Raw genomic sequence first — 12,108 nt, 5'->3', positions numbered from 1 at the left:
TCGATTGCCGCATTCGTTCTGGGTGGTGCGATGGTGTCTTCTGCGGCAACCATCGAAGCCCTGAATGTAGGCAAGGGTAACATTCCGATCGACCCGACCGATCCTTTCTGGTCTGCTTATGGCCCCACGAAAGAAAAGGGAGTGGTGATCGATTTGGATCCGCAAATGATCACCAACCCGATGTGGCCGAACCCGGCTACGAAGTGGGTGAATGTCAAGGCGGCACGCAATGACAAGGAAATCGCAATTCGCCTGGAATGGAATGATGGTGTCCGCGACGACATCATGGTCCGGTCCCAGCATTACAAGGACCAGGCCGCGCTGATGTTCCCGGTAAAGGCAGGTAGTGAGCCTCCTTTCACCATGGGTTCCGAAGGCGAGCGTGTCAACATCTGGCAATGGAAAGCGACCTGGAACAAAGAAGGCGCTGGCCGGGCCGGAAACGAAGGCATGCAGGACCTGGAGGATTACTACTCTGACATGGCTTTGGGTGCCGGCGGCTATTACATGTACGAGCCGGATGGAAACCTGGCGCTGAAAGGTGCCTTGAAGCCAGGTATTTCCGGTAGCAAGGATGAGCGCAGCAACCAAGGTGTCCATACCGGTGGTGCTGGGGATATCGTTAAACGCTCCACCTATGTGGATCTGGGCATGGGTAAAAATGAAGGTGTTTACAACCCGGGCCGGGCTACCCACAACATCATGTCCGACGCATCCATGCGGCGGTCTCCGGTTGAAGACCTCAACGCAGAGGGTTTCAGCACGCTGACCACGCAGGCCAACCAGGACGTGGACGGTGAAGGCAACTGGAACAACGATCGTTGGGCCGTGGTTTTCAAACGACCTTTGAAGACTGAAGACGCCAATGACGTTCAGTTCAACGGCAACAGCACGCCGATGTCTATCGCTATCTGGAACGGTGCCAACAAGGAACGCAATGGCCAGAAAGCCATTACGGCCTGGAATACCCTGAAGTACTGACCGAAGGGCATTCCTTTTTCAAGACTGGAAGCGCTCCCGGAAGTCCCGTTCCCCCGGGCTTCCGGGAGTTTTTACAACCCATCCTCCCTTAGGGTTTACAGTCGGCTAAAGAGTGAAGGGGGTTATTTGTTTTCGTGGTGAAAGGAATCGCTTTTGACCCGGGCGAACCTTTCCGATCCGTGCATGGAAAGCGAAACATCTTACCCTTCCTTCCCTCTTGGTCGGACTCTTCCCCCTCTCTCGAATCAATCATTCCTTGGCAAAGAAGTCATAATCTGGTACCACATTTACAGTTCCCCAAAAACCAACCCTTTTTCTTTTTGAGATGAAAGAACACTTTTTCAAAATCCGTGGGGTGATTGTGGTTGATGACACCCAAACAGAAGATGATTTCAGCATGTTTGTGAAAGCATTGGACGACCGCGATGCGGTTCTGAAAATAAAAGAATATTTACGCACCCAGGCGCCCAATGTGGCGGGGCGCATGGTGGGTCGGGTTGTAATTCAAGGTATTGAAAAAAGGGGAACTCCCTAGTAAAAGCAATTCCTCATCCATCCCCAGCTCCCTCCTTGTTTTTACTTTTTATTTCCAAAAAATTGCCTGATTGATCCAACGGGTGCCCCGGCTCCGGGGATATGGTTCCGGAACAAATTTCATTCAATTGAAGTAGTTGAGATTGCAATGGTCATTTATATTTTCAACACAAACCGGAAAGGACCAATGGAAAGAATGCGAAAAACCGTAAATTTCAATTCTAATAAAATTAAGAACCGGAGTGATTTTAAAATACGCCAATAGGGCTTAAAAATAGATCGGCTGAGATAAGCATAAAATATTGAAATTATTGATATTAAGTTAGGGATTACAAAAAAATTGTTGATATTAAAAAATTCCGCTTTCCAAAATTATTGGAAGCCCTTAACCTGATTTTAATTAATCTCCAATAATAAGATAATAGTGAATTTTCCAAGATGAATTGGAATTTCTTCTCTGCAAGAAGGGGGGCAGGGAGAACGCCCGGTTTTACAGGAAATACCAGCGGAGAGGAAAGCTTATGATTGCCACTAATTTGTTTTTAAAAGGTAAAAAGGCGCAAATCGAAGGACGCTTGGATGAGGCCTTGGAATGGTTTCAAAAGTCATTAGCAGCGAATTAGGAGTCCGTGGGTGAATTTCACCCTGATGTGGCCTTTATTAAAAACAGTCTGGGTAACCTTTGGGTTCAAAAAGGCAATTCCGCTAAGGCCGTTAAGTACCTGGAAGATTCTTTAAAAACCTTGATTAAAATATGTGCCCCGAACCACCCCATGCTGGCCGAAGCCTGCCATAACCTGGGTAAGGTTTGTCGCCAGAATGGGGATCCCGAAAAAGCCATCCAATATTTTGAAAAGGCTCTCACCATTTATAAAAAAATGGAATGAATGATTCTGTTCCGAACCTTGAAGAGATGATGGCCGACCTTTTCGTTCAAGTTGACAATTCCTCAAAATTAAATTCCCTAAAAAATCAAACGGTTACGAAACATTATTAAAAATGTACGTTTTTTTTACATTTAAGGGTTGAAATTGCAGTTAAATTTACCTAGTCTGTAAATATAAATAATAGGAACCGAGAAAACTTGACCGGGGGTTCCGGGGGACTTGGGAGCGGATCCCGAAAACAGGCAAGGGACTCAAGTAAAAACAGCGGAGGAAATCATGAATTCGAACGAATGGGTACGATTGGGTAAAGAAGCTCAGGCAAATGGACTTTTTGACCAAGCAGTGGATTATTACAACCAGGCCCTGAATGAACGGATCAAAACCTGCGGAGAATACCATCCTGAAGCCTCTTTTATTTACAGTAACATCGGGAGTATATTCTTTAAGAAGAAGGATTACGCTATGGCCGCGCAGAACATGTATCAGGCATTACAGGGGTTTCACCGGGTTTGCAGCCCCGATCACCCGCTTCTCGCGCAGACCTGCAACAATCTGGGGCTGGCACTGGCAGGCCAGGGAGAATATGACAAGGCCATCCAGTTTTTCGAACGGGCCCACCAGATTGCGCGCCAGTCCGGTATGCGGGATATGGCCCACGAAATTGAAAGAAAAATCAAATCCCTTTTTTCTCGAATGGGCCAGGCCGTTGCCTGATTTCGGGTTGCCACTCCAAGGACCGGGGTTGGGGCCACCAGTTCCTGGAGAATTTGTCTGAAGACTGGTTTTCTGAAACGGTCCTTTTAAGGAGTTATTCCCTGTGTATCACAGAGCCGCCCGCAGGCTCTTTTGGGAAGGTACCTTTTCAACTGTCGATCGTGTCTTCCCTTTATGGAAACCGATGGTCATCTTGGCAGGATGCCAAATCCGAATTCCTCCACCTGCTGTGGTTTGGGTCCGGGAGCATTCCCGCCCTGCTCCGCAAATTAACCCTCATCTTCAACAGGCCTTCGAACCCCTCCAAATTGTTTTCAGGTACAAGGGCAGACATGCTGGCTTATCTATCGGTATGTCAAAAAAGACTTCCCGTTTCTCTTTGAATATGTGAGAATTGTTTAATTCGAAGGAACCAGGGAGGGTGCCTGCCGCCAATGCAAATGAATACCCCACCATTTAAAATTTGACGGTGGCTTTTGATGGTCGTGATGAAGGCAAACTCATGGCGAAAGAAAACCCCCAAGCAAGTATGCCGGCCCTGAAACACAACCTGATTGTCACACTCCTGATATTTTTAAGCGGGATAATGATGACCAGGTTGGCGCACCCGCTGGGCACCAGCCTGATCATTCATGTCCCTCACGGTATCGCCCTGGGCGCCTACCTTCTGTATTCCTACCGAGTGACGCCCGGCATTTTCCTGGGCACCATCGCTTTATTTTTCTGGTCCGGCCAGACCCTGTTTGTGGATTTCAATCAGGTGGAAATGATCGGATTCTCCGCCTTGTTGGCCCTGGGGAGCTTCCTTCAGGTGTGGGTCGGTTCCACCCTGGTTCAGAAGTGGCTGGAGAAGGACACCCCCCTCAATGGCATCAGTGAGGTACTGATATTTGTGTTTGGTGTGGCCGGCCTTTCCACGCAAATCTTTCCCTTTTGGTCGCTTATTCTTTTTAATCTTTCCGGGCAATTTCCCGGTTCCGGGATGGGGACGTACTGGCTCACCAGTTGGCTGTCGAACCTGCTGGCGGTGGTTCACATCACCCCGTTTTTTCTGGTTTTTCAGAAAAAAAACCACATCCCGTTGGCTCCAAAAGCGGTTCGGGAGGCAGTGCTTCTGGCCCTGGTGCTGTACTCCGTGAGCCAGGTGGTGTACGGGCCCTGGTTGGAGCAGAACGATTATCCCCTGGTTTACCTGTTGTTTCCGGTTTTGGTGTGGGCCGCGCTTCGTTTTCACCAACATGGAGCCATCCTGGCCATCCTTTACACCGCCCTGATCGCCATCTGGGGTACTGCGGAGGGCCGCGGTCCCATGGGTCCGAAGCCCGCCGAAACCGCCGTCATTCTGCTTCAACTGTACTTGTTTGTGCTGGCCGCCATGTCCCTTGTCTTGGGCGCGACCATAGCCACCAGCTACCAGCATCAAAACGAATCCGAAAAATTCGGGGTTCTGTTGAACCGGGCGATCAATGAAATCTACGTGATCGAGCTGGAATCCATGAAATACGTATTTGTCAATCAGGGTGCTTGCAAGAGGCTGGGCTATACCATGGAAGAGATCCTGCAAATGAAGCCTTTGGATTTCACCCAGGGAATAACCCGCCAGGAGTTGAACCAATTGATTGACCGTTTGCTGGAGGACCCGGACAGGATGGAGCGGGTGGAAGCGATTCACAAATGCCGGAACGGATCGACTTATCCCATCGAAGCCTATGTGAACATTGCGACTTTCGGCAACAAGAAATACCTGACCGCTATCGCCACGGACATGACCGACAAGCGCCTGGCGCAGGACGCCATCGTCAACGCCCGTATTCGAGCGGAAGAAGCAAACCAGGCCAAAAGTATGTTCATATCCAACATGAGCCACGAAATCCGCACACCGATGAATGCTATTCTGGGTTACGTGCAGATTCTGGAGCGTGACGACACCTTGTCGACCGACCAGAAAAAGCGGGTGGATGGAATCCAGAAAGCAGGCAACCATCTTCTCGGCTTGATCAACGATATCCTGGATTTCTCTAAAATCGAAGCCGGGAAAATGGAGTTGAACGTAGCGCAATTCAGCCTGTCGGGCCTGATAGGAGATTTGCAGGTGATATTCCACAACCGCTGTGAAAGGAACCACCTGACCTTGAAAGTGGACTACAATTTCAGCGGCCAGAGGCGATGGGTGGAAGGCGATCAGGGAAAACTCCGGCAGATTCTCATCAACCTGCTTGAGAATGCAGTTAAGTTTACTGACCAGGGCAAAGTGTTTTTTCGCGTTACCGAGGAAAAGAAAGATCAATATTTGTTCGAAGTCGTCGATACCGGATGCGGCATTCCCCTCGAAAAGCAGGAAGCGGTGTTCGATTATTTCATCCAGAACCAGAACGGTCAGGAAAAGGGCGGAACCGGTTTGGGCCTGTCTATTTCCAGGCGGCAGGTGGAATTGATGGGTGGCGAACTGAAACTGGAATCCTACCCTGGTTGGGGTTCCCGGTTTTACTTTTCGATAAAGCTCCCTTCCACTCAGGAGCGTCCCTTGGAAGACCTCCGCGATTACGACCGGGTGGTGGCGCTGGCCGCGGACCAGTCTGTTCGCGCCCTCATCGTGGACGACAACCAGTCCAATATCGAGGTCATGCAGGAAATGCTCACCGATATTGGCATTGAATGCCAGGCGGTGGTTAGCGGCTGGGATGCCATCGACAGCGCCCTGGCCTGGAAGCCCGATATTATTTTCATGGACTACCGGATGCCGGGGCTCAACGGTCTGGATACCGCCAAAATGGTCCAAAACAACCTGGACCAGGAAGCCACCAAAATTGTCATGGTGACCGCCTCCAGCTACCGGCATGAGAAGGAACGGTTTTTGAGAGAGGGAGTGCAGGGATTCATTGCAAAACCCTTCCTGCGCGGAGAGGTTTTTAAAACCTTGCACGATTTGTTGGGCATCGAGTTTGTATATCGGACGAATACGGAAGGTCAGCCCGAGTCTGCCCCAAATACAATCAAGCATCCCGCTCAACTCGCCCTGCCCGCACCGCTCTTGTCACAATTGAAAAAGTTGGCCCGCCTGGGAATCATGAGTCAGTTTGAAGAAGTTTTACAAGATGTTGAAACATTGGGACCGGAAGGAGCCGACCTGGCGGGATTGTTACGGGAGCGGGCTGAAAATTTTGATAAAAACGGCATACTGAAACTATTGGAAACCTGTACTCTTCAGCATCCCTCCTAGATTTTTTGGAATTGCAAATCAAGTCGAAAAGCTTTAATTCGTTTGTAATTCATCAATGGTGTGGTACCCAAAACGGACGGTGTATTATTAGGAGAGGAGCCTTGCGAATTGCAGGAGAATATTGTTTAACGATGTTTCCCTGCGGATGTTGCATCACAGAGGTGGAGCTTGTGGTTTGAAAGAGGGGCAGATGACCGATTACAAGGCCGGGGACAATTCATGGGTGGTTCTGCTTGTGGATGACCAACCGGCGAATCTGGAGATATTGCGCGGAACCTTGCAGGAAGAAGGATACGAGCTCGCATTCGCCGCCACAGGTGAGGACGCCATGGAAATCGTCCCGGAACTGAAACCGGACTTGATTCTGCTGGACGTCATGATGCCGGGGATCGACGGGTTTGAGACCTGCCGTCGTCTCAAGAAAACCGAAACAGGGAAGAGCATCCCGGTTGTTTTTGTGACGGCTCGCAGTGAAACCACGGATCTGATGGAGGGGTTTGATGCGGGCGGGATCGATTACATTACCAAGCCATTCCAGCACGAGGAAGTGCGCGCCCGGGTTCGAAGCCATATGGAGCTGGTTACCCTGAGACGAACGTTGGAAAAGCAAGTCCAGCACACTCAGGAACTTCTGGAGCAAACCCTGACAGGCAGTTTGAACATTTTCCATCAAGTTCTGGCAGGCTTTGATCCCAACCTGTTCAACCATGCCGCACGGTTGCGCCAACTGGTAAGGGAATGCGGTCCGGCGCTTGGGTTCAATGACACCACCACGCTGGAAATCGCCGCCATGTTTCTGCCGCTCGGGCTGGTCACCCTGCCACCGGACACGATTGCCCGATACCGGGAAAACGGACACCTGTCCCCGGTGGAAAAGAACATGCTGATACGGGTTCCCGAGACGGGAGCCCGATTGCTGGAAAGGATTCCTCATCTGAAAAAAATTTCGAAAATCGTTCACTTTCATCAAAAGGGGTATGACGGAAGTGGATTCCCGGAGGAGGGTCCTCAAAGAGAGGGACTGCCCCTCGAATCGCGGATGCTCAAATTGTTGTCGGATTTTGTATTCGAAGAACTCAATGGCCTGGAAGGGTCCCGCGCCGTGGAACGGCTGGAGGCAAAATCCAAACTGTATGATCCTTTTCTGATGGCCAAATTCCGGGTCTTCATCGACCAGCAGGAACAAATTTTGGAGCAAACTCCGAAGGTCGAGAAATCCATCACTTTTCAGGAACTCAAAACCGGGCTGGTGCTTGCTGACAAAATCGAAAACAAGGAAGGAATGATCCTGCTTAACCCCGGCCAGACCATCACGGAACTGCACATGATGCTGTTGAAAAACCATAAGGAGTTTGTCGGTATCAAGGAGCCCATTCTGGTTTTGGAGGACTGAGGCGTTTTGAATAAGAAGAATGGAAATCGGGGAAAAGGGATATTCAGTTCAGAAGTATGTTCTGGGTTGCGAGGCGGATGGCTGTATCAAATCCTTTCAAAAAGCAGGCACTAACCCGGTAGGGTGGGGATTTTCAGGGAAAATGGAAGGGCTTCCAAAATACTCTTTCCGAAACCTGAAGGCTTGATATTTGATATACCATATTCTGGTGGATTGCTTTAACCTGAAAGGAAGGAAAAATGTCCTCCTGGATCGGTGTGCCTGCAAGGCCTGAAGGATTGACGGCTTCAAAAGTCAAATATGATTCAAAGGAACCGTTCTTTGTATATTTGCCACGACGCATGGGTTTCCTTTTCCTGGGTGAATCCCGATTTCAAATTGCGCGGGCACTTGGAAGGTAAATGGGGGGAGAGGGCCTCCCTCTATTCCAAAATTAAAGGTGCCGGGTCATGAGATCTCCCGCCAGACTGAGTGCATTTACAGTTTTCTATGCCAACGTGTTGGTGACCGCGTTTTACATCTTAAGCGGTTGCCTGCTCGCCTCCCTCACCCACTTTCATGGCCATTCGTTTCCCGTTTTTCTTCCGTTGGGAGTCGCGTTGGGGTTTCATCTCCTGTTCGGCCCCAGGGTTTTACCGGGGGTGTTTGCAGGTGCGTTTTTTCTCACCTTGATTTACTGGCTGGGCCTGCATCCCCACCCCGCCTCCCACCTGTCCCTTCCCACTCTTTTCGGGGTCGCTGCGCTCATTGCCTTCGGTGCGACCCTGCAGACCTGGACCGGCGGTTACATCCAACGGCGGTGGCTGATAAACCTTCATCCCCTCCATCACCTGCGGGACCTGATTGTGTTCGTCTTCGTGGGCGGGTTGTTGAACAGCCTCATTCATACCAATTTCACCGTGACGGCATTGGTCTGGGCCGACATCATCACCCTGGACCAGTACGGCATTTCCTGGATCACCGGATGGCTGGGCGACAGTCTGGGAGTCCTCATGGTCGCACCTTTTTTCACCGCATTTCAGACTTCCCGGCTGCAGGCCCTGACGACGCAGAAAAAAGTCGAGGCGGTCCTGCTGGCGGGGTTGCTCTACGCCGGTGCCCGGATTATTTTTCACACGCCGATCACCTTTCAGGAATACCCACTCATTCTTTTGTCATTCCCTTTGCTTGTGTGGGCGATTTTCCGTTTTCGGCAGGTGGGTGGGGTTGTGGTCATGGTTGGAGTGAGCCTGTTGACCATCTGGGGCATCGGACTGACCGAGTACCAGCTGGAAAGCGATCATGACAAAAGCGTCCTCCTGCTCCAGGGATACCTGTTCGGGCTCACAATGACAGCCTACCTGCTCCATTCCCTGCTCAACCGTGTTCTTGAGGCCACCCGTCAGTCTATCCAGCTGGGAAACCTGCTCAGTCAGGCATTCCATGAAATCTATCTGATCGATCCCGAAACTTATCGCTTCGTCTATGTCAATCAGGGTGCGCGCCAGAACCTCGGGTATTCTCTTGAAGAGTTGCAGGCTTGCACCCCGCTCGACATCAAGCCGGAGTTCAATGAGAGCCGGCTGGAAGAATTGTTCAACAGCATGAAAAGCGGAAACAACCAGCAGTCTGTGATCGAGACCCTGCACCGGCGAAAGGACGGCAGCACCTATCCGGTTGAAGTTCGGTTGCAGTTGGCCCGGGTGGACGGGGAGGACTGGATCCTCGTGGTGGCCCTCGACATCTCGGAAAAAAAGGAGATCCAGCGCGAAATCGTTGCGGCCCGCGAAAAAGCCGAACAGGCCAACCGGGCCAAAAGTGTTTTTCTCTCCAGCATGAGTCATGAGATCCGCACACCCATGAACGCCATCCTCGGTTACACCCAGATTATGACCAATGACCAGGACCTCAACCGGGAACAGCGGAATAAGATGGAGGGTATCCAGAAAGCCGGGCATCACTTGCTGGATCTCATAAATGATATTCTGGATTTTTCAAAAATCGAAGCCGGTAAACTGAAGTTGAACAAGCAGGACCTGAGCCTTTCCTCCATGGTGAGTGATCTGGGCGATATCTTCCGCGTCCGGTGTGATGAAAAAGGACTCGAGTTTGACTTGCGCAATGACCTGGACAGCAAGGACGAATGGGTGCATGGAGACCAGGGCAAACTGCGGCAGATCCTCATCAACCTGCTCGACAATGCGCTTAAATTCACCGATGAGGGAGCGGTCTCCTTCCAAGTCCAGCGAAAGGGCGGGAATGTGTATCAATTTGAGGTCCGGGACACCGGGATCGGCATCCCGGAAAATCAACAGAAAACGATATTCAATTATTACGAACAGAATTGGGAAGGGATGGAACGCGGGGGAACGGGGTTGGGATTGACTATCTCCCAGCGGCTTGCAAAAATGATGAATGGTGAGTTGGAAGTGGAGTCCGAGGTGGGCAAAGGATCGCTGTTCCGCTTCACTCTGCCCCTTCCTGCTGTGGGACAAAAACAAGAATCAGCCATCCAGAGTCTTTCCACCGTATTGCGGCTCAGCCCCGGGCACCGGGTGAAAGCGCTGGTGGTGGACGACAACGAAGCCAATGTTGACGTCTTGTGCGAAATGCTCATGGATATCGGAGTGGAGATCCGCAAGGCCTATTCGGGAAAAGAAGGCATCGAAATCGCCGGCGGATGGAAGCCGGATATCATTTTTATGGATTTCAAAATGCCCCAACTCAACGGCCTGGAAGCGGCGAAGGCCATCCAGCATGAAAACCAGGGCATCCGCATCGTTATCGTCACCGCATCCAATTACCGGCACGAACGCGACCGTTTTTTGAAAGAGGGTGTGGACGGGTTTATCGGTAAACCATTTTTACGGGAGGAACTCCTCAAGGCTTTGCAGGATGTACTCCGCGTGGAATTTGAGTATGGAGAAAAAAGTCTGGCGTGGAGCGATATAGAAAAACCGAAACCTGTCAATTCTGAATTGAATTTTTCCAAGGTGAAGGTTCCTGAAATTTTATTACTTAGCCTGAAAAAGATGGCAAAATTAGGTATGATTGCAGAGATGGAGAGGCAGTTGACTGAAATCGAGAAGATCCAACCACAGGGGCCTCAACTTGCGTCTCACCTAAAAGCTTTGGCCGAAAAATTTGACAAAGATGGCATCCTTAAAGTTTTAGATACCGTAGGGCATGGCTGAATACCAGAATTTCGATCAAACCAATAAACGCATTTTGCTTGTCGACGACACCCCTTCCAACCTTGCGGTTTTAAGGGGTGCTTTGGAGCCGGAGGGCTATCGCCTCGCCTTTGCCTCCAGTGGCAATGAAACCCTCGAGATCGTGCCGGAATTGTTGCCGGACCTGATCCTGCTCGATGTCATGATGCCGGGTATCGATGGCTTCGAAACCTGCCGGCGACTGAAGGCAACGGAAATCGGCCTCAACATTCCCGTCATCTTCATCACCGCCCGTCGTGAAACCCAGGACGTGGTGGAAGGCTTTCAGGCGGGGGGCGTCGATTACATCCGCAAGCCCATTCAACAGGAGGAAGTATGCGCCCGCGTGCGGAACCACCTGGAACTTCTTTATCTTCGCCGCTCACTAAAAACACAATACGACAAAACCCGTGAAGTGCTGGAAGAGACTCTCAACGGCAGTGTTTCCATCTTGATGGAACTTCTGACCAACTTCGACAGCAACTTGTTCAGCCGGGGCACCCGGGTGCGGGAGGTGGTGAGGGAAATAGCGGACGTCCTGGAATATGATGAAACGTGGCAGTTGGAGCTGGCGGCCATGCTGGCACCCATCGGCAACATCACGATACCGCCGCACATCCTTTACAAAAAAAGTAAAAAGCGCCCCTCTCGGTCCGGGAAGAGGAATTGTTTCGCAACATCCCCAAGACCAGCATGAAGCTTCTGGAAAACATTCCGCACCTCAAGGATGTGTCCAAAATCGTCTTGTATCACAGGAAGGGGTACGACGGCTCCGGATATCCACCCGGCACCCTGGAAGGCAAGTCCATTCCATTGGGCTCGCGGATCCTCGTCCTGGTGTTCGACCTTGTGGAATTGGAGGCTTCAGGGCTGAACCGCATGCAGGCCCTGGAGAAGATGAAGGAGAGCAAGTCTCATTACGATATGGATCTCCTCCGCACCTTGTACGACCATTTCCAGAATCAGGCTCAGGAAGATGAAAAAAAGCGGGTGAAGTCCGTCACGCTCGAAGGGCTCAAGGTGGGTCACGTCATCGCCAAGCGTGTGGACTCGGTGGACGGCACGCTGTTGCTCTCACCGGGGCAGATCATCACGCAGGCAAAACTGCTTTTATTGAAAAATCATCACCTCATAACCGGCATCAAGGAACCCATTCAGGTGCTGGTTGAGGAGTGATTTCCCCCGATC

8 protein-coding genes and 1 pseudogene are annotated in these 12,108 nt (G+C 50.9%); 8 read left to right on the top strand and 1 reads right to left on the bottom strand.

The window, feature by feature from the left end; genetic code table 11:
- The first annotated feature begins 3 nt into the window (after positions 1 to 3).
- The 6 genes from TX82_RS14565 to TX82_RS15485 all read left to right on the top strand — a co-directional run bounded on the left by TX82_RS14565 (position 4) and on the right by TX82_RS15485 (position 7,729).
- Entirely contained in the window at positions 4 to 981 is a 978-nt protein-coding gene (locus tag TX82_RS14565; RefSeq protein WP_244875061.1) for an ethylbenzene dehydrogenase-related protein, read from the top strand.
- A gap of 361 nt (positions 982 to 1,342) precedes the next feature.
- Positions 1,343 to 1,516 carry a hypothetical protein gene (locus TX82_RS16435; RefSeq protein WP_187291985.1) on the top strand — a complete coding sequence of 58 codons (174 nt, stop codon included), beginning with the start codon at positions 1,343 to 1,345 and terminating at the stop codon, positions 1,514 to 1,516.
- 628 nt (positions 1,517 to 2,144) lie between these two features.
- Complete coding sequence (locus TX82_RS15860; RefSeq protein WP_005005925.1) at positions 2,145 to 2,402, top strand: tetratricopeptide repeat protein; 258 nt, start codon at positions 2,145 to 2,147, stop codon at positions 2,400 to 2,402.
- 276 nt (positions 2,403 to 2,678) lie between these two features.
- The gene (locus TX82_RS14550; RefSeq protein ID WP_005005923.1) at positions 2,679 to 3,116 is read left to right on the top strand and encodes a tetratricopeptide repeat protein; all 438 of its coding nucleotides are present in this window, start codon (positions 2,679 to 2,681) and stop codon (positions 3,114 to 3,116) included.
- A gap of 502 nt (positions 3,117 to 3,618) precedes the next feature.
- Positions 3,619 to 6,336 (top strand): MASE1 domain-containing protein, encoded by a 2,718-nt coding sequence (locus TX82_RS14545; RefSeq protein WP_005005920.1) that lies wholly within the window; start codon positions 3,619 to 3,621, stop codon positions 6,334 to 6,336.
- A gap of 190 nt (positions 6,337 to 6,526) precedes the next feature.
- Positions 6,527 to 7,729 (top strand): response regulator, encoded by a 1,203-nt coding sequence (locus tag TX82_RS15485; protein WP_052338294.1) that lies wholly within the window; start codon positions 6,527 to 6,529, stop codon positions 7,727 to 7,729.
- Between the two features lie 133 nt (positions 7,730 to 7,862).
- On the opposite strand, the gene TX82_RS14535 is transcribed toward TX82_RS15485, so the two are convergent.
- Complete coding sequence (locus TX82_RS14535; protein WP_042251415.1) at positions 7,863 to 8,072, bottom strand: hypothetical protein; 210 nt, start codon at positions 8,070 to 8,072, stop codon at positions 7,863 to 7,865.
- Positions 8,073 to 8,178: 106 nt separating this feature from the next.
- Between TX82_RS14535 and TX82_RS15480 the strand changes: the two genes are divergently transcribed.
- The gene (locus TX82_RS15480; protein ID WP_005005906.1) at positions 8,179 to 10,902 is read left to right on the top strand and encodes an MASE1 domain-containing protein; all 2,724 of its coding nucleotides are present in this window, start codon (positions 8,179 to 8,181) and stop codon (positions 10,900 to 10,902) included.
- A pseudogene (locus tag TX82_RS17265) lies at positions 10,895 to 12,096 on the top strand (response regulator). The gene TX82_RS15480 and the pseudogene TX82_RS17265 overlap by 8 nt, the downstream one beginning before the upstream one ends.
- Positions 12,097 to 12,108 lie beyond the last annotated feature (12 nt).

The organism is Nitrospina gracilis 3/211, assembly GCF_000341545.2.
GTDB classification, from domain to species: domain Bacteria; phylum Nitrospinota; class Nitrospinia; order Nitrospinales; family Nitrospinaceae; genus Nitrospina; species Nitrospina gracilis.
The sequence above is the reverse complement of the archived record's forward strand: the minus strand, read 5'-3'. Positions and strand labels throughout refer to the sequence as shown.